This is a genomic window from Cytobacillus sp., from assembly GCF_032154635.1.
In the GTDB taxonomy this organism is placed as follows: domain Bacteria; phylum Bacillota; class Bacilli; order Bacillales; family Cytobacillaceae; genus Cytobacillus.
On the sequence record NZ_JALDXW010000056.1, the window covers coordinates 1 to 19456 of the forward strand.

At 36.8% G+C, this 19456-nt stretch carries 19 protein-coding genes and 1 pseudogene; 5 read left to right on the forward strand and 15 right to left on the reverse strand.

Annotation, left to right across the window (positions count from 1 at the left end):
• The 6 genes from RUH74_RS22305 to yneA all read right to left on the reverse strand — a co-directional run.
• A partial coding sequence (locus RUH74_RS22305; RefSeq protein ID WP_313804462.1) for a YneF family protein occupies nucleotides 1-207 on the reverse strand: 207 nt, incomplete at its 3' end.
• A gap of 89 nt (nucleotides 208-296) precedes the next feature.
• Nucleotides 297-734, reverse strand: a complete 438-nt coding sequence (sirA, locus tag RUH74_RS22310; protein ID WP_313804465.1) for a sporulation inhibitor of replication protein SirA — start codon at nucleotides 732-734, stop codon at nucleotides 297-299.
• Nucleotides 735-953: 219 nt separating this feature from the next.
• Nucleotides 954-2960, reverse strand: a complete 2007-nt coding sequence (gene tkt, locus RUH74_RS22315) for a transketolase (protein WP_313804468.1) — start codon at nucleotides 2958-2960, stop codon at nucleotides 954-956.
• Between the two features lie 169 nt (nucleotides 2961-3129).
• Complete coding sequence (locus tag RUH74_RS22320; protein WP_313804471.1) at nucleotides 3130-3360, reverse strand: DUF896 domain-containing protein; 231 nt, start codon at nucleotides 3358-3360, stop codon at nucleotides 3130-3132.
• Nucleotides 3361-3433: 73 nt separating this feature from the next.
• Nucleotides 3434-4084 (reverse strand): YneB family resolvase-like protein, encoded by a 651-nt coding sequence (locus tag RUH74_RS22325; RefSeq protein WP_313804474.1) that lies wholly within the window; start codon nucleotides 4082-4084, stop codon nucleotides 3434-3436.
• A gap of 21 nt (nucleotides 4085-4105) precedes the next feature.
• On the reverse strand, nucleotides 4106-4429 hold the full coding sequence (gene yneA / locus RUH74_RS22330) for a cell division suppressor protein YneA (protein ID WP_313804477.1): 324 nt from the start codon (nucleotides 4427-4429) through the stop codon (nucleotides 4106-4108).
• Nucleotides 4430-4582: 153 nt separating this feature from the next.
• On the opposite strand from yneA, the gene lexA reads away from it, so the two are divergent.
• Nucleotides 4583-5206: a transcriptional repressor LexA gene (gene lexA / locus RUH74_RS22335; RefSeq protein WP_313804512.1), complete on the forward strand. Its 624-nt coding sequence runs from the start codon at nucleotides 4583-4585 to the stop codon at nucleotides 5204-5206.
• 111 nt (nucleotides 5207-5317) lie between these two features.
• Here lexA and RUH74_RS22340 read toward each other — a convergent pair whose 3' ends face one another.
• Nucleotides 5318-5512: a hypothetical protein gene (locus RUH74_RS22340; protein ID WP_313804480.1), complete on the reverse strand. Its 195-nt coding sequence runs from the start codon at nucleotides 5510-5512 to the stop codon at nucleotides 5318-5320.
• A 93-nt stretch (nucleotides 5513-5605) separates the two neighbouring features.
• Entirely contained in the window at nucleotides 5606-7186 is a 1581-nt protein-coding gene (locus RUH74_RS22345) for an acetolactate synthase large subunit (protein ID WP_313804483.1), read from the reverse strand.
• 223 nt (nucleotides 7187-7409) lie between these two features.
• Between RUH74_RS22345 and RUH74_RS22350 the strand changes: the two genes are divergently transcribed.
• Both RUH74_RS22350 and RUH74_RS22355 read left to right on the forward strand, forming a co-directional pair.
• A complete protein-coding gene (locus RUH74_RS22350) occupies nucleotides 7410-8243 on the forward strand; it encodes a MerR family transcriptional regulator (protein WP_313804486.1) in 834 nt (277 codons plus the stop codon).
• A 42-nt stretch (nucleotides 8244-8285) separates the two neighbouring features.
• Nucleotides 8286-9325: pseudogene (locus tag RUH74_RS22355) on the forward strand (serine hydrolase domain-containing protein).
• Nucleotides 9326-9450: 125 nt separating this feature from the next.
• Here RUH74_RS22355 and RUH74_RS22360 read toward each other — a convergent pair.
• Nucleotides 9451-9885, reverse strand: coding sequence for an NUDIX domain-containing protein (locus RUH74_RS22360; RefSeq protein ID WP_313804489.1), 435 nt, complete (start codon nucleotides 9883-9885; stop codon nucleotides 9451-9453).
• 354 nt (nucleotides 9886-10239) lie between these two features.
• Between RUH74_RS22360 and RUH74_RS22365 the strand changes: the two genes are divergently transcribed.
• Nucleotides 10240-11019, forward strand: coding sequence for an ABC transporter ATP-binding protein (locus RUH74_RS22365; RefSeq protein WP_313804515.1), 780 nt, complete (start codon nucleotides 10240-10242; stop codon nucleotides 11017-11019).
• Between the two features lie 2 nt (nucleotides 11020-11021).
• Nucleotides 11022-12665, forward strand: coding sequence for a hypothetical protein (locus tag RUH74_RS22370; protein WP_313804492.1), 1644 nt, complete (start codon nucleotides 11022-11024; stop codon nucleotides 12663-12665).
• 115 nt (nucleotides 12666-12780) lie between these two features.
• Here the strand turns inward: RUH74_RS22370 and RUH74_RS22375 are convergent, their stop codons facing one another.
• The 6 genes from RUH74_RS22375 to RUH74_RS22400 all read right to left on the reverse strand — a co-directional run bounded on the left by RUH74_RS22375 (nucleotide 12781) and on the right by RUH74_RS22400 (nucleotide 19328).
• Entirely contained in the window at nucleotides 12781-14187 is a 1407-nt protein-coding gene (locus RUH74_RS22375; protein WP_313804495.1) for a sensor histidine kinase, read from the reverse strand.
• A gap of 2 nt (nucleotides 14188-14189) precedes the next feature.
• Nucleotides 14190-14897 carry a response regulator transcription factor gene (locus RUH74_RS22380; RefSeq protein WP_313804498.1) on the reverse strand — a complete coding sequence of 236 codons (708 nt, stop codon included), beginning with the start codon at nucleotides 14895-14897 and terminating at the stop codon, nucleotides 14190-14192.
• 82 nt (nucleotides 14898-14979) lie between these two features.
• Entirely contained in the window at nucleotides 14980-15342 is a 363-nt protein-coding gene (locus RUH74_RS22385; protein ID WP_313804501.1) for a YxeA family protein, read from the reverse strand.
• Nucleotides 15343-15358: 16 nt separating this feature from the next.
• Nucleotides 15359-17284: an FtsX-like permease family protein gene (locus RUH74_RS22390; protein WP_313804504.1), complete on the reverse strand. Its 1926-nt coding sequence runs from the start codon at nucleotides 17282-17284 to the stop codon at nucleotides 15359-15361.
• Nucleotides 17285-18040, reverse strand: coding sequence for an ABC transporter ATP-binding protein (locus RUH74_RS22395; RefSeq protein WP_313804507.1), 756 nt, complete (start codon nucleotides 18038-18040; stop codon nucleotides 17285-17287).
• Between the two features lie 238 nt (nucleotides 18041-18278).
• On the reverse strand, nucleotides 18279-19328 hold the full coding sequence (locus tag RUH74_RS22400; protein WP_313804509.1) for a DUF418 domain-containing protein: 1050 nt from the start codon (nucleotides 19326-19328) through the stop codon (nucleotides 18279-18281).
• Nucleotides 19329-19456 lie beyond the last annotated feature (128 nt).

Consider the following 19456-nt stretch of genomic DNA (forward strand, 5'->3'; position numbering starts at 1 on the left):
TGTTTGCTTGTTCATGGCGTTCATCATTTGATTGATTTTCTTTTGTGAAGGCTTTTGGCCCATTTGCATCATCATCATTTTTAGCATTTGTTCATTGATTGGCGGATTTTTCTTTAAATAGCTCATCATATACTTTCGAGCAATGAAAAATCCTAGTGCTATTCCAGCAAGAAGAGCTAGAACACCGACTAGAATATAATACCACATATAAAAATTTCCTCCTTCGTGTTGTCTACCATACAGTGTACTAAACCAAAGGTTATTATACAATATTTGCTTCATATTTTCTTCTATTTTTAGACGAATTTTCTTTCTTTGATTGGTTTTAGCCAACCATAACGGTGGTGTTCAAGATCAATAGCGAGAAATGAAGACTCACTTTTTCTTAACACTTCAAAAAAAATTGTTTCAGCATCATAGTTCCCGCTTGCTTCTAATACTAAAGATTGATCATTGACTTCCAGCTTTGCATTGCTTCTTTTTCCCATTTTTATATAGTATGCACCTTTTTTTACAAGAAAATCATTCTTCCTATACAATTGTTGATTGACGTATTGATGGAGTTTTAGTCCCGGTATCGGTTTTGTAATATATTGAATCTGCTTTGCTAAGATCGATTTCAATGCACCGGATGATTCCTCGTACTCCTGAAATAACTGAAAAAACATCTTTTCCCTGCCAAAGTAATGGGAAGCAAATTCCTCTTCAATTAAATACAATTGATAGGCTCTCATCCAAACCTCTCCTTCCGGGACAACCCCCTTTCTTCTTATTATAATGAATATTCACAAAACATCCTGTCTTTTGGCGGCGAAAATTTCCTCTTGTTTTGTCGAAAATCAGTTATTCACAATACCCTCCATAGACAATAGAAAAGCATGACTATCTCATAAGTGAAGCATTTTTGTTACGATAAAAAAAGAAGAGCATGAATCGCTCTTCTTTTCCAGCTATTAATTTTGTAATAAAGTTTTTACTCGTGAAACAACGTTGCTAACAGAGAAGCCATACTCCTCCATTACTTTTTCGCCAGGAGCGGATGCGCCAAATTGATCGATGGCAAGAACTTCACCTTCATCCCCAGCATATCGATGCCATCCAAGCGAAGAACCCATTTCAATTGCTAATCTCTTCTTCACATCTTTCGGGATAACACTTTCTTTATACTCTTTCGACTGAGCTTCGAAGCGATCCCACGCAGGTAAACTAATTACAGAAGCATATATATCCTCAAGCTCTAAAGCTTTTTGTGCTTCAATAGCAAAATTCACTTCTGAACCGGCTGCGATTAATAATACATCAGCTTTCTCTTTGCCAGCAGGTGAAACAATATATCCACCTTTCGAAACGCCATGATAAGCTTTGTTGTTTGTTCCTTTTAATGTTGGCAGGTCTTGACGTGATAGCACTAATGCTGTTGGTTTATCTGTTGATTCTACTGCTAACTTCCATGCTGCCGCTGTTTCATTCCCATCTGCAGGACGAATAACAGATAAGTTTGGCATTGCCCGTAATGCGGCTAATTGTTCGATTGGCTCATGTGTAGGGCCGTCTTCACCAACTGCAATACTATCGTGAGTAAATACATAAGTAACAGGAAGCTTCATTAATGCCGCAAGACGAATTGCCGGGCGGAGATAATCTGAGAATACGAAGAACGTTCCTCCAAATACATTTAGTCCACCATGTAATGCCATTCCATTTAATGCAGCACCCATCGCAAATTCCCGTACGCCAAACCAAATATTTCTTCCGTCAAATGATTCAGGTGTAAAGTCTTTTTCGCCTTTAATCATCGTTTTGTTTGATCCTGCAAGATCAGCCGAACCCCCAATAAAGGAAGGCAAGTTTTTGGCAATGCCATTCAATGCATCTCCTGATGAAGCACGGCTAGCAAGGCTTTTTCCTTCTTCATACACAGGAATATCTTTATCCCATCCCTCTGGAAGTTCACCCTTAATTGCTTGTTCAAGCTGCGCACCTAATTCAGGGTACTGTTTTTTATATTGTGCAAACATGGCATTCCATTCTTGCTCTTTCTTTTCACCTTGTTCTAGCACTTGCTTTCTAAAATGCGCATAAACTTCCTCAGGAATATGGAAATCTTCCTCAAAAGTCCATTTATAGGCTTCTTTCGTTAGTTTCAATTCTTCAGCACCAAGTGGAGCACCGTGAACATCTGATTTACCAGATTTATTCGGGGATCCGTAGCCAATTATTGTCTTTACTTCGATTAGTGTTGGACGGGTTTCATCCTGTTTTGCTTCTTCGATTGCCTTTGCAATTTCTGAAAGATCATTTCCATCTTCTACTTTTAAATACTGCCAGCCATATGAAGTGAAACGCTGAGCAACACTTTCCGAGAAAGATTTATCTAAGTCCCCATCAAGTGAAATATCATTTGAATCATAAAGGACAACTAATCGTCCAAGCTTTAAATGTCCTGCTAGTGAAGCAGCTTCAGCGGAAACACCTTCCATTAAGTCTCCATCTCCGCAAATACTGTATGTATAGTGATCGACAATATTCATTTGGTCTTTGTTATAAACCGCTGCCAAATGTCTTTCCGCCATTGCCATACCGACAGACATGGCGATTCCTTGACCTAGAGGACCCGTAGTTGCATCTACACCAGGTGTATGACCAAATTCAGGATGACCTGGGGTCTTGCTTCCCCATTGTCTAAACCCTTTAATATCCTCCATTGATACATCATAACCAGAAAGGTGAAGAAGGCTATATAAAAGCATAGATCCATGTCCTGCTGATAGCACAAACCGGTCCCGATTAAACCAATTAGGATTTTTGGGATTATGGTTCATATACCGAGTCCATAAAGTATATGCCATTGGCGCGGCTCCCATTGGCATTCCTGGATGTCCAGAATTAGCCTTTTCAATCGCATCAATAGATAAAGTACGAATCGAGCTTATAGATAAAGCATCATTTTGATCAAACATTTAATACATCCTCTCTACGAGTAGTCATTACTCTTATAATAATATAGACAGCTTCGTCTATATTCAATAAATTGTATCTAAACCTAGTAAAAAAGCTGATTTATTATATTTTGTCACATTTGTTTGACCATATGTAAAGAAGGAATACAAATCAAATGTATTCCTTGAATTAATGAAGATTCTTATTTTGAACTTCTTTAAGCTTTTTAGGTGTGACATCGTTCCCATTTGGATCAACAATTGTTACACCTTTTAATGTATTAAACATAGAAGAACGAAACGTCTCTAAATACTCCCTCCGAAGGGAAGATTGCTCCTTTGCTTCTTGTTCAGTTAAACCTGCTTCTTTTGATTTCTTTGCTAGCACATTAATACGATCAAGCTTTTCTTTAGGCAGCATAGTTAGGCTCCTTTATATTTATCATTAAACTCAACTGCCATAATACTAAAAATGCCTCCTTTTGACAAGAAGTTCACTCAGAAGATGCAGAATCTATATATTCCTTATACCTTCTGTGTACAGTTGCTTTTGAGATATCATAGCCAAAGCCTCTCAGTGTAGCGGCAATTTCCGAAAAAGTTAAATCATTCCTTCGAAGCCTAACTATTTCTTCAATCGGAACTTCTATTCGCTCCCTTCCAGCATGCGCACCCATATTTGATAAGTTCTTTTCAGGCCTAAAACCATTTTTAACTGCTCTTTTCATCCCTCGTTTAATCTTAATATTGTGCAGTTTTCTTTGATATTCCTCAACCATTCCGACAATATTTAAAACCATAGAGTCAGATTCGGAAAGCTGCAATTCCCCGCTATGAGAAATGCTGAATAATTTAATTCCTTCTTTTAATATGCAATGTAGAATAGCAATCTTGGCATTGCCTCTTCCCAGCCTTGTTTCATCCTGTATTAAGATTACATCGGCCTGATCACCTTTTATTATAGATAGAAGTTCGAGGATTCCTTCCCGATCCAAGTCATAGCCGCTAGCCTGTTCTCTAATAACCTTAACTATTTTGAATCCTTTTTCATTTGCAAGTTTTGTAAGCTCCTCTTCTTGTCTTCTGAGCGACGTTTCCTGCGTTTCTTTCGTGGTGCTGACCCTGCAATAGATGACTGCATTCATATAATTCCCTTTCTCCTAAATCTATTTACTTTGCGAACTTGCTACTTCTGTTCCATTTCCTTTTTCTAATGCAATTGGAAGAATTAGTTCATCACCAGGATAAATTCTATCCCCTGTTATTCCATTATTTCTTTCAACCCATTGAACAAATTCCTTTGATGAAAGCATGTGTTCATCTGAAAATTCTTCTGCCAGCTGCCAAAGCGAATCTCCTTCATTTACAGTAATTTTCAATAGACCATCTTCTCCTGACACTCCATTGTGAACCATAAAAATAAATGAAGTCAGCAAGCTTAAAACGACTAGAATAATAGCGTAAGAATATTGATTCCACAATTTTTTCATGATAATTACACCTCGATAAGAATATATGTTCGTTTTATGAATAAATTATATACCGAACATTTGTTTCGTGTCAACAATTGTTCGAACTTATGTTTGTACTTTTTACTAATAGATGCTATAATTGGGAAAAGAAATCATAAGTGAGGTATTATGATGGTGAAATTATCGAAGCGGCAACAAGATATATTGAATTTTATTAAGGAAGAGGTAAAGCTTAAAGGATACCCGCCATCTGTACGTGAAATTGGCGAAGCAGTTGGACTTGCTTCTAGTTCAACAGTTCATGGGCATTTAGCAAGATTAGAAACAAAAGGGCTAATCCGCAGAGACCCTACGAAACCGCGTGCAATTGAGATACTTGATTTAAATGAAACGGCCGAAGCAATCAACTATAAAGTTGTGAATGTACCGATAGTCGGAAAAGTAACCGCTGGTATGCCAATAACAGCAGTAGAAAATGTGGAGGAATATTTTCCGTTGCCAGAAAGGCTTGCACCTGCAGATGAGCAAGTTTTTATGCTTGAAATCATGGGAGAGAGCATGATTGAAGCTGGAATTTTAGATGGAGATTACGTAGTTGTCAGACAGCAAAACACCGCTAATAACGGGGATATCATCGTTGCAATGACAGAGGACGACGAAGCGACTGTTAAGAGATTTTTTAAAGAGAAGGATTGGATTAGACTACAGCCAGAAAATTCAACGATGGAACCGATTATTCTCCGTAATGTGTCTATTTTAGGTAAGGTAATTGGCGTATATCGAGATATACATTAATTTTTTGCCCCCGTTATAGTTTGCACGGGGGTTTGCTAGTTTAAAAGAGAGCTAATTGTACATCTCAATTGCTTCATTTAATAGATTGTAATGTATTTTAAGCGTAAACACCTAACATTTAGGAAGAACGTATTGGCTGCTAGGGTTAGCCCCGATTGTTAAAGAACCAAGCCATTGCTGATATCTCCACTGTTCTTTGCTTCGTGTTCTATCAGCAATTGCATGGTTTGTGTTTGAAGCAACTGTTTTTTTAATTCTTCGGAAACGATCCCCTTCTCCCATTTCTTTTATTGATTTTTCATTCAACCTCACCTATCCAATAAATAGTGAGTTTTAAAAAGTTTTACAAAAGTTGTTCCTATTTAGTTGATGGAAAATTAGAAGAACCAACAAATGGAGTTACCCCTCTAATTTAATCTCAATCAAAGTACATTCATTTTGGGCCAATGCTTTATCTAGCATATCTTCAAATTCAATCATTGAGGTTGGCCGCTCTCCTCTTATGCCAAAACTTTCTGCAAGCTTTACAAAATCAGGGTTTCCAAAAGCTGTACCATAGTCATTTCCCAATTTTTGCAGCATCATTTGTTCTTCTAATTTAAGCTTTGAATCATTAAGAACAATCATCACAAAGGATAACCCTAGCCTTACAGCTGTTTCGATTTCTGCAAGGTTTATCAGTGCTCCTCCATCACCAGTAATGCAAATAACTGGATCAGCCGGACATGCCAATTTCGCGCCAATTGCACCAGGAATGGCTATCCCCATTGAGGCTAATCCATTTGATATAATGACCTTATTTGGCTTTTTGGGCTGATAAGTACGGGCTATAGAAATTTTATGAGAACCTACATCTGATAGAACAATCGTATTTTCATTCGTATGTCTTTCAATCGCTTTAAGGATAGACGTGATCGATAATGATGAATAGGATCTCTCATTCAATTGATAGACCTGTTTTATTTGCTCTCTTAAATTTCCAGATGGCTCCCATGGCTTAGGCATAATTTCAAGTTCAATCATCGCTTGCATAACCCGCTTTACATCTCCAACAAGTTCGCTTTGAAGGGGATAATATTCATCCGCTTCAGCCGAAATAGCATTTATATGAATAACCGGAACCTTCTTTTTATTCCATTCCTTAGGAAGGCGCTCCACAAAATCATAGCCAATAACAATAAGCAGATCAGCCTTCTCTATTCCTTGCAACACCTCATCCTGCTGGCTAAAGCCAAACGTAAAATAATTGGAAGGATGATCTTTCGGAAGAATTCCTTTTGCCTTCATGCTGTAGGTTACTGGTGCTTGCAGGTAATCAATGAATGCCTGCACCTCTGTCACTGCCTCCGCTCTAATAACCCCGTTCCCAATGATGATAAATGGTTTTTGACTATTATTAATATGGGCAATTGCAGCGATAATTTCGTCTTTTGCGGACATGGGTGTCGGGACCGGTTTAATCGTTATAGCATCTTCATTAATCTCTTGTGCTGCTAGATTTTCCGGTAATTCTACGATAACAGCGCCTGGCTTTTCCATTTTTGCTTTCCGGAAGGCATTATGTACTACCTCAGTGAGCGTCAAGGAATCTTTAATTTGAATGCTCCACTTCGTTGCTGGCGCAAATATTTTTACTAAATCTAAATATTGATGGGATTCCCTATGCTGTCTCTCAAAGCCTGCCTGTCCGATAAACGCCACGACCGGCGAGAAATCAAGAGTGGCACTAGCAATCCCCGTTAATAAATTTGTTGCCCCTGGCCCCAAAGTTGCCAAGCAAACACCCGCCTTACGAGACAGCCTTCCATAAACTTCAGCCATAAATGCAGCTCCTTGCTCATGCCTCGTATTCACAAATTGAATTTGCTTGGATCTGGAAAGGGAATCGACTAGATCCAATGTTTCTTTTCCCATCATTCCAAATACATATTCCACACCTTCATTTTCTAAACATTGAACAAGAACATCTGTCGCTTTCATATAAACCTCCATGATAGACTTTTCACATACATAAAGAAGTTAGTATTCATAGCTTTGCCCATTATTTACGGAATCATTAACTGTGCGGACGAAAAAGGCAGTATGAATTATTGAGGCGTCGTCCCTGTTGACTTTGCCCTTAGGGGAAAGTGTATAAAGGAATAGAACAAAGAATTTTTATTTGAATGCCGCAAGAAAAATTAGGAAAAATGGAGGTGACATCTTGCTAACGATTGGTGAATTCTCAAAGATATGCAAAGTATCTACAAAAACACTTCGATATTATGATGAAATTGGTTTAATTACTCCCGATGAGATTAATCCTGAAAACGGTTATAGGTATTATTCCATCCGCCAGCTAAAAAAAATGCTATTTATTAATCGCCTGAAATCTTATCATTTTTCACTCGAAGAAATCAAAGGCATTTTAGAAATAGAAAGGGATCAATCAGAAGAGAGGCTTTATTCTGCTCTTAATCGCAAAAAAAGAGAAATACAAAATAAGCTAAAGGCATTTGAAAATACCCTAAACCAAATGAATATCGATATTTTAAATTTAGAGAAGGGTATTTCTATAATGTCACATATTGACTATTTAGAGGTACAGCTTGTTGAAACACAGCCAATGAATCTTCTCTATATACGTCAGATGCTGAATAGCGGCGACTATGAGGAAGGATATGGCAAATATTTTAACAGATTATATGAAAAAATAGCTTCAGAACAGCTAACCTTACTTGGCACCCCCATGACGATTTATCATAGCCAGGAATACAATCCTGCCAGCAATGATACAGAATTTGCGATCCCCATAATGGAAGCAATAAAAGGAACGAGAGACTTTCCCGGATGCCTATGTGCAAAATCTGTTTTAAAAGGTTCCTATTCAGAATTGACATCGGTATATGCAAAGCTGAGGGAATGGGCAGAAAATGAAGGATATGAATTAGTGAAATCACCGTATGAGGTATATGTAACCGACCCCTATCAGACGAATGATCCTGAAGATTTTATTACAGAGGTTTATTTTCCTGTTAAGAAAAAGCACCTGGCTTAACACTTTCTAAACAACCAAAACATCTTATAGGGAGGCATTTTAATGCAAAGAAACTACTGGCCAACGAAGGATTGGCGGACTGCTGATCCAGAAGCCTTTGGAATGGACACTGAAAAGCTAGCAAAACTAGAAACTATCATCAATGCTGAGTACAGCAATATGAACGGAATAGTTGTTGTGAAAAACGGCTTGATCACATATGAACGCTATTTTAACGGATATGGTCCATATGATGTGCATCATGTGGCATCTGTAACGAAAAGCATCCTCTCTCTGCCCTTATTGGGATTGCCATAGATACTGGATCTATTATGAATGTAGATCAGAGGGTGCTGGATTTCTTCCCAGAATATTTCTCGAAATATGCCGATAACAATAAACGAGAAATCACCATCCGACAGCTGCTCATGATGACAGCTCCTTACTCATTCGAGGACTGGAATGAACCACTAGATAAGATGTGTATGCAGTCTGACTGGGTGAATTTTACACTGGATTTACTAGGAGAGAAAGGGAATATTGGAAGCTTCAAGTATTCTACTGCGGGGGCACATCTGCTTTCTGCCATCATCACTCGAAGCACCGGAAAAAGTGCACGTGAATTTGCCAACATACATTTATTTAAACCACTCGGCATGAGAGAAATCCCTGATAATAAAATGGAAGCGTTTGGATTTGATGATTTATTCGGCAAAAAGGTTAAAGGATGGGTTAAAGATCCAAAGGGTATTTCTACTGGAGGATGGGGCCTGACGCTACATCCACGTGATATGGCACGCTTTGGTTTCCTATATTTGAATCATGGCATTTGGGATAATAAACAGATCATCTCCAAGAAATGGATCCTCGAATCAACCGCGATGAACTCCAATCATTACGGGTATTTATGGTGGTTACACAAAGAAAATGAATTTTTTGCCTACTCTGCACTAGGCGATGGAGGGAATGTGATTTGCTGCATACCAGAGAAAGATCTCGTAGTAGCCATTGCATCAGAATTCATGATTAATGCTCGTGATCGGTGGACGATGATAAAAGAACATATTATCCCTGCTTTCACTGACAAAACCGCATTGCGTTAGATATAAAATACAAGTGAAAAAATTTGAATTGGGAACCCCTGTGATAAACAGGGGTCTGATTTATGACTAATTGTCCAATTTTATTTCCTTCTATGTAATATTAGTAAATACCAATCTCAAATTATTTAATAAGAACTTAATGTAAGGGCTTCCTGTAAGATAATTTTTGAAAGTTCATGATCATTCATTACAAATGAAACTTCAGCTGGTTCAACCCAAATTCTGGCAATCGATTCATTTTCACGAAGAAAAGGTAAGCATTCTGTGACATCCATTCGATAAAAAACTTGATAAGCTATTAAAGGATATTTGCCATTTGGATCAAATAAAGGATTTTCTTTGTGACTTACTTCTATTGCACCTATGTATTGAATATGCCCCTTTACATATCCCTCCTCATATACTTCCCGGCACAATGCTTCCTCTAATTTTTCCCCAGCGTATATATGTCCACCCGGATAATTAAAACCTCTATTTTTAATAAGAACTAATAAAATATTCCCGTCTTTAAAGTATACAGCATGAACACTTGTTACTTTTGTAGATTTCGTTATTTTCATACGGGAATGCCAAGTTAGCTTAACATTATTTCCATTCCAGTTTACAAAAATGGGCTTCAAATCATTTTTGTGATTTATATTCCAACACTCCCTTCACTTAAACAGCTTTTTTATCTATTACCAGTTATTTCATATGTTGTCTATATTAATATACCTTATAAATCTACAAGAAGCTTATAGTTGCTGGAGTGAAGATTTTTTGTCTTCTTCAATCTGATATGCTGTAAGATGTAAAACAGAAAAGGATTTGAGCCCTTTTACTATTCTTCCTTTAGCTACAGAAGGAGTTAGTGTTAAACTAGTAATAGATTAAATGGATATATAATCCAGTCATAGGGGATGAGAATTAAGATGATGGAAGAAGTTATTTTAGAAATTGCTGATTTGAAAAAGAATTATGGTTCAAAGTCCGTCTTAAATGGTGTTTCTCTTCAAGTAAAAAAAGGAGAAATCATTGGATATATTGGTCCGAATGGAGCTGGAAAAAGTACTACTGTAAAAATCATCCTTGGAATTGAAGATAATTATTCCGGAAAAATCAATATCTTTGGTCATGATATTTCTGATGGAAATATCGAGTATAAAAGGAAGATTGGTTATGTACCGGAAATCGCCGAAGTTTACGACAATTTAACCGGCCAAGAATATTTAACCTTTATTGGCGAATTGTATGGACTCGATCTTGATCTTGCTAATTATAAGGCAAAAAGCCTCATGGAACTATTCGGAATTGGTGAAGTTTATCATTCTCGAATTGCATCTTACTCAAAAGGTATGCGACAAAAGCTTTTAATTATCTCAAGCTTATTGCATAATCCTGAGCTGTTATTTTTTGATGAACCGATCAATGGGCTGGATGCAAATAGCGTGATGATATTTAAAGAAATCATGACACAACTTGCTGCACAAGGAAAAACGATTTTCTACTCTTCTCATATTATGGATGTTGTCGAAAAAATTAGCAGCCGGATCATTCTCCTGCATGACGGTAAAATTGCTGCAGATGGTACATTTGAAGAATTAAAACAGCAAAATACCAAGGGATCACTTGAACAAATTTTTAACCAGCTTACAGGATTTAATGAACATAGAGAACTTGGTGAAAGATTTGTATCGGTTGTAAAGGAGATGTAAAAATGCAAGACTTTCGCACACTGAAACTATTGGATCGTTTTGAGTACGTTTTTAGCCGCTTTGGCGTAGATTACAAGATTATGAGAAAAATTTTACAAGTTAAGTTAACGATGGATGGCAGGCGTGTGCCAACCATTTTCTCACAAAATGTGAAAAATAAAGACCAAGAAACGAACAATCAGTATATAAAATCCTTATGGATTTACGTGGTTTTTGGTCTGTTTTTGATTCCATTTGTCCTTATGGGTGAAAATTATCTTTTTCAAATGAGTCTCTTCTTTGGGATATTCACCTTTTTTGTCATGACGTCAATGATTGCCGATTTTTCTTCTGTTTTACTAGACATACGTGATCGAAACATCCTGTTTCCAAAGCCAGTTGATCGAAAAACGGTTAGTACATCCAAAATGGTGCATGTTGCCATTTATCTATCATTCCTTACGATAGCGCTTGTCAGTATCCCTTTAATTGTAGGGCTTGTCAAAAATGGAGTATTGTTTTTCCTGGTTTCAATCTTAAATATCGTCCTGATTGACCTATTGATCATTGGGGTAACTGCCCTTATCTACTTATTTATTTTACGATTTTTTGATGGGGAAAAATTAAAAGATATTATTAATTATGTTCAAATTGGATTGTCACTTATGATTATGGTTGGGTATCAATTGCTTATTCGCTCTTTTCAGTTTATTGACTTAACCGTTTCTCTTGAACCGCAATGGTGGCAAATATTTATCTTCCCGATGTGGTTCGGGGCAAATATGGAAATGATCATGAATGGTTCCTTTCAGTTGTTATACCTTCTCTTTACAGCATTAGGTATCCTGATTCCTCTGCTGTCCATATGGATTTATATGAAATATAATCATGTTTTTGAACAAAACCTTCAAAAGCTCACATATCACGGAAAATCAAAAGAAAATAAGCAAAGCAAGCTCCGGCAGTTGTTCCTTAAAGGAATTTGCCACTCAAATGAAGAAAGAGCCTATTTTCGATTTGCCAGTTCCATGATGAAAAATGAACGGGATTTTAAATTGAAGGTTTATCCATCTTTGGGTTTTTCCATCGTAATTCCTTTTATTTTTATCATGAACGGATATAATACTAATTTTAATGATCTATCTACTAGCAAATCATATTTAACTATTTATTTTAGCTTAATCATTATCCCGACCATCATGATCCTCCTAAAGTTTTCAGGAAAATATAAGGGTGCATGGATTTACCGGGTCACTCCTATCAAACAGCTAAAACCGATATTTAGCGGAACGATAAAGGCGTTTATCTTTAAATTATATTTACCCGTTTACTTGCTTTTAAGTGCAGTGTTTATTGTCGTATTTGGCGTGAGAGTATTACCCGATCTGATAATAGTATTTTTAAATGCCTGCATTTATGCTGTCATTTGTTTTATGATTCTCAAAAAGTCTATTCCCTTCTCAGAGTCTATTGATCAGTACAATCAAAACAGCAACGGTGCCATTGTATTCGGTTTAATGCTGTTTGTTGCATTGTTTGCTGGCATACATTATGTAAGCACTTTGTTCTCTTATGGCATCTACCTATACCTAGTGATTGCCATCATTTGTTTGGCCACTCTTTGGAAACAAGCTTTTAATATTACATGGGAAAAGATCATGAGGTAATTTGTTAGGAACGGAGCGTTTCACACCTGACGTGTTAGTTGTGATTCCCAAAACGGAGCTGTTCAAAAAATGGACAGCCCCGTTTTTTATTCCAACTCTTGTGTAGTGAAGAGCGTCATATGTGTATTTCAATTTCTGTTCCACGGCCACTTTCACTATCAATGGTGATTTGACCGTCATGGGCTTTTATAATGTCATGTGCTATAGCCATGCCAAGTCCAGATCCTTTATGTGCAGCCCCCGTATTTGTCCCACGATAATACCGATCAAAGATCCTTTCAAGTTCCTTTCCATTAATTCCCTTCCCATTATCTTTGATCAAAATATGTGTATGTTCTTTCCTTTCAATGCTTATGCCCACCATTACATCCTCATTATTATGAACAATCGCATTAAGAATCAAATTATTAATTGCCCGCCGGAAAAGAATTTCATCCACTTCTGCCATGATATTCTCCTCGTTAACATGGAATTGAATATCACGGTTGGTATATTTAGGGTCGTTTAATAGATCAATCACAATCTTACGAAGCAAAGCGACAATATTTACTTCTTTTTTATTTAACGATAGTTCTTTATTTTTTAATCTGGTAGATAAATTTAAATCTTCCATGACTTCTTTGATATAAACGGACTTTGCTTCAATAACTCCTGCATATTCCCTTATTTCTTCCGAAGAAAAATCATATTCCGGATCTTTGATCATTTCTGCATATCCTTGAATCGAGGACAGCGGGGTTTTAATGTCGTGAGAAATGTTGGCAATCCATTCCTCCCTCATCAAATCTAACTTTTTCCGTTCTTTTTCACTGAGCTTTAATTGATCAGCTAAATGATTTAAATTATAGAATACATTTTTATATAAGCCACTTGATTCCGTATGGTGATTAAATTCATGATTGGCCAATTTTTTGATGCCATTAATTAACGTATGTAATGGCTGGGTAAGCCTTTTGCTAAAAAGGTAACCAATCAAGAGTGCGATTAAGATGTCTATTAGTAAAATAACCATGCCTATTTTAAACACTCTAATAATATCCTGATTATTGTAGGAGATAAATTGCCGATCTAAATTCCGATTTTCAATACCAATCAAATAACTGTACCGATGGCCGTTTTGTGCCTTTTCCCCAACATAAACAACCGTCTTTTCATCAACTTCTTTATACTTATACATTTGAATAATTTCTGCAGGGATGTATTTCTTTTTGATTTCTTTTGGTTCCCTGAAGCTATATACCTCGTTCCCATTTTCATCCAAAATTTGGATCCAGGCATTCTTTTTCGCTAACTTGTTTTGTCCTATTTCAGAAATGGCTACATTTTGATCCAATGTGATAATTTCTTGTTGAAAATTTCTCGTGAATTGTTCTGGAGATATTTCCCGGTCTTGAAAAATTGGAACATCAAAAGTGAGTTGTGCCGTAAGCAGCGCTAACCCTAGGATAAAATTGATGAAAATAATCAGAATAACAACCAAGACAACAGATAATAAATACCTTCCCGTCAGCCTCCACTTCATTCCTATGCATCCTCTATAACGAGCTTATACCCTAAGCCTTTTACGGTAACCAAATATTGCGGATGAGAAGGCTGGACTTCGATTCTTTCGCGAAGTCGGCGGATATGAACCATGACTGTATTATCCATGCCGAAGAAGTCTTCTCCCCAGACTGAATCGTATAGCTGTTCTTTGCTAATTACCTTGTTCTTGTTTTGGAGAAAAACCTTCATTAGTCCAAGCTCCTTTGGCTTCAACTGAATTTCTTGCCCATTCTTTGTTAACTGGGCCATTTCCTCGTTTAATTCAAACGGACCTGCCTGAATTTTTGTCTCCTTCACCGTTTCAGACTGCATGTATTCTGCCCGGCGCAAATGAGCTTTTACTCGATAAGCGACCTCTTTAGGACTAAATGGCTTCGTAATGTAATCATCGCCGCCGATCGCAAAGCCCAATATCTTATCGATTTCCTCGTTTTTTGCCGATAAAAATAAAATAGGCACCTTGGAGATATTTCTGATTTGTTTACAGACATCATAGCCTTCCCCATCCGGCAGCATAATATCTAGCAGCACAATGTCTGGATGATAGATTTGAAATTGATGAAATCCATCTTTAGCTGTAGCTGCAGTAGCCACATGATCGATTCCTTCTTTTTTTAACACCGTTTTAATCAACCGTAAAATATCTTCTTCATCATCTATAATTAAAACCTTCTTGTTTGTTGACAAAATACTTCCCTCCTTGCTTTCCTATTCCATTATAGTAAAAAGGAATCCCCTTCAAAAGGATTCCTTCATTATTCTTAGAATATTACTTCGATAACCTCTCACTTACTTTTTTAGGAAGCTCCGATTTTTTCACTTCCTGATAGGAGGTAACCCCTTTATTATCTTTTACAAATAAAGATAAATATGCATGTTCCTGAAGCTGCTTATGAGCAGTAAATGTCAATGTCTTTTGTCGGCCATCCTTATCATATGCCGGGAGTTTATATTCATAGCTTATATACTTTCCTCCTCGATCATCTTTATCTTCCAGCATCTTTCCTTGACCAATTATCTGAGTATAATATTGTTCTGCTCCTAACCTATTAAAGTTTACATTTTGAAGGATAACCAATCCGCCTACTAGAATTACTGCAATAGCTGCAATCGATCCGATAATTTTTTTCACTATTTTCTCCTCTTTTCTATTTGATAATTATTTTGTAGTAGTTCCTTACCGTTAAGAAGTAATAGGCAATGTAAATACAAGTATAAATGCCGATACAGATGATGACAGGAGTCATTAAATTCGTTTGCATTAATTTAGATAACGCGGTTAAGGCCACAATTGAATGGGCAATACCGGCTAGTAATGGCAAGGAAAAAATAAATAAGATCTGTTTTGAAATAGATTTTTTTACTTCCTTCTTATTTACACCAATTTTGTATAAGATCCCATAACGGTCTTTATCCATAGTTGCCTCTGTCAGCTGCTTAAAATAAATAATGCTTCCTGTTGCAGCTAGGAAAACTAATCCTAAAAAGCCGCCAATAAAAATGAGTAAACCTGTTGACTCCATTCCGTGGGAATAATCGGCATAAAAGCTTGAGAACCTTGCTTCCTCCGGCAACAAAGTTTGGACCTCTTTCGTTACTATTTTTGCATCCTCTTCATTCTTCAGTTTAAAAACTTCCATGTTGACAAGCTCTGTTCCGCTTGCAAATTTAGAAAATAACTCATCACTAATAACAACTGTCATACCCGCTGTTTGGAGATTGAGAACATTATATTTCTTCAATTCTTTAAAGGTAATATTCTCGCTGCGGTCATTCACTTTCAGCGAAATCGTTGCTCCAACATACTTCGGTGAGAAATCTTTTGAATAGCCAGCTTCGAGAACGGCTGCCTCATTGCCTTTTAACGATAAGGTTTCTTCTCTATTTTGCCGTTTAGCTAATTGGTTAAAGGTTTTATTGTCGATCATGCTATATTCCATTTCATCTAGATAAATCTTGCTGTGCAGATTTGAAATATCGACATCCACCAGCATTGTCGGGACGCTCATGTGATAGATCATTTTATGATCTTTATCCAGCGATATCCGCTCTTTGATCTGGTTAGATACATTTTTGTCTTTTGCAATAAACATCATGCTATTCGGATTTGCTAGTTCCACATTACTTCTGTTGTTATAGTAAAAGCTATAAGCCGCTCCTACTGCAGTTAAAGTAGTGGCGCTAAGAACAGCAATAATCGTTAATGTACGTGCATTTCCTTTTATTCGGTAGAGAAGCTGGGACGTACTGATTAAATTAATTCCATTCCAAAAATGAGATTTATTTTTTCGTAATAGCTTTAATAAATAAACCGTTAATGTACTAAATAATAAATACGTACCAAGAATGACTGTGACTAAGATGACCAACGGGGTTATCAAAAATCCTATTTTTCTCCACACTTCTGATTCCAGCATATTTTGCAGTGCAAGCCAGTATCCAACTCCAACTAAGAGAACCGAGATCATCGCAGTGATAACAGAAGCTTTTGGTTCCTTTTCCCCTTCTTGCTCGGCTTTGAATAGCTCAATTAACTTAAAGCGGTAAATTAAGCGATATCCGTGGATCGAAGTAATCGCAGTCATTAGCGTGAATACGATAATCGTATTTACAATTGCCTGCGGGGAAATAGCAAAGTTTCCAAGCGCATCATACCCCATGACCTTCATCAATACAGTGACAAAAAACTTTGACAAAATGGATCCAAGAATGATTCCAATCAATAAAGCGATAATGCCCATGAGAAAGTTTTCATAAAATAACATCCGGCCAATCTGTTTTTTGCGAACGCCAAGTAAAGAGTAGAGTCCGACTTCTTTTTTGCGTTTCTTTGTAAAAAATGAATTGGAATACCAAATGAATACAGCTACAAAAATCATGAGCACGACGGATGCACCATTAAAGACCGAGCTAATTTTGGTGGACGAATCTGTTGTTTCCAGTATGGTTTGATCATATTTTAAAGAAACGAAGGTAAAGTATATGATAATACTGAAAATCATTGAGCCGATATATAAAAAATAATTCTTAAAGTTTTTTTTGATATTTTTTCTGGCGATGCTAAATAACGTCATTTAATGCCCACCTCCAAGTGAAGCAAGGACATCTAGTATTTTTTGAAAAAATTCCTGACGGGAATTGTGCATTTTTTGAATTTCTGCATAGATTCCGCCATCTTTAATAAATAAGATTCGCTTACAGAAGCTTGCTGCGAACGCATCATGAGTGACCATCATAATCGTTGAGTGATTTTGCTCATTAAGCGCTGTTAAGCTTTCTAGTAAATCAGCAGCCGATTTTGAATCCAAAGCTCCTGTAGGCTCGTCTGCTAATATAAGGCTCGGTTTTGTCACCATCGCCCTTGAAGCAGCTGTTCTTTGCTTCTGTCCCCCAGAAATATGATACGGATATTTATCAAGTATGCCTTGAATTCCAAACGTATCTGCGATTATCTCGACACGGTTTTCTATTTCTTTTGCCGGCACTTTGGATAATGCGAGTGGCAGCAAGATATTTTCCTTAACTGTTAATGTATCGAGCAGATTATAATCTTGAAAAATAAAGCCGAGGTTATTCCGGCGAAAATCTGATAATTGCTCTTCCTTCATCGTGAAAATATTTTGATCAGCGATAATAATTTCTCCTGATGTTGGCGTATCAATGGTCGATAATATATTGAGTAATGTGGATTTACCAGCACCAGAAGGTCCCATAATGCCGATAAATTCACCTTCTTTTATTTCTAAATCTATATCTTCCAATGCTTTATAATGATTTCCTTTTGATCCGTATACTTTTTGTACGTTTTTTGCACGTAAGATGGTTTTCATTGAAACGTCCTCCTTTAATGACTACCATTCAGATTATATTGATCCAACCTTACATCGTTTTAATCTAAACCTTACATTAACCTTAAAAATGCCAGGCATCATCAAAAAAATACTTTTTTGTGCTTAAAATTATAAAAAAACCCAAGAATGCTGTTTTATCAACACTCTTGGGTCAGTTGTTTAGGTAAGATTCAGCCTTTAATGGACATATTCGACAGCTTGATTGTATTTGCTCTCTTTATTTCCCGTTTGAAGCTATTCCTCTGCCATACGTCATAAATCGCCATACTTTTTCTAATGGACCCATCTTAAAGAACTTAAACCAAATGACACTATAAACTATTTGGATCGCAAAAATGATGGTGGAAATGATAACAATGTTGATCGGCGATACGACTTCGAGACCCATTAGCGAGATGATAGCCAATCCAATGAAGCTTTGTGCCCAATAATTCGTAAAAGCCATTTGACCAACACGGGCAACCGGCTGCAGTAGTTTTGCGATGTGTTTGTTTTCCAGGATTAAAAAGAATGTTGAAAGGTAAAAATAGGTTGTTGGGATTAGACCTAACGCAATGATGGATTGCACCCGCTGATAATCTCCAGTTGGTATATTCCAGATCCAAAAAGAGAATCCAATAAAGATAGGCAGTGTGACTATTTGAATCCATTTTATTTGCATTGATAAATCACTGATTCTTCTAATCCAATTTGCTTTAGCCGCTAGAAAACCGGTTAAAAACATAATGAAGATAGCAATGGCATCATTCCCCAAAAAGGCAGAAACCTTTGAGATTATCCCCATATCTTTAGCAAAAGCGCCTATTAAAAGACTGACAATATGAACGGTTATGATGCCGCCAAGCCACTTGCAAATCGTTGACACCTTTGCACGATAAAAGGGAATCAGCAAGAAGCCAATAATGGCATATGTCCATAAAATGGAACCCCAAAAAAAGAAAAAGTGAATAATACCAAGTAATAGCAGTGCTAATAAGCGCCTCGTAAAACGCCAGCGTGGTTTATCACCGCGACTTTCAGCACGTGAGGCAAAAATATAAAAACCTGCCCCAAATAGAAAGGAAAAAATAGAAAAGAATTTTTTTTCTATAAAAATATCGATTAGCGTGGCAATGATTCCATTCAAGCCGTTCTCATCTGGCAGCTGCATGCCTTCGGTCATCATCTTAAATGCTCCGACATTAATAAACAAAATCCCAAACAAGGCAAAACCACGGATAATATCTAAGGAAATGATTCTTTCCTTTTGTTTAATGGATGGATTCATACTTTTGTACTCCTTTAACTGTCATATTTATAAAATAGTATAAGTACCCAACCTTACACGATATTAATGTAAACCTTACATTAACCTTAAAACAATTCTTTCATAAAAAGAATTGTTTTAGCAGGGCT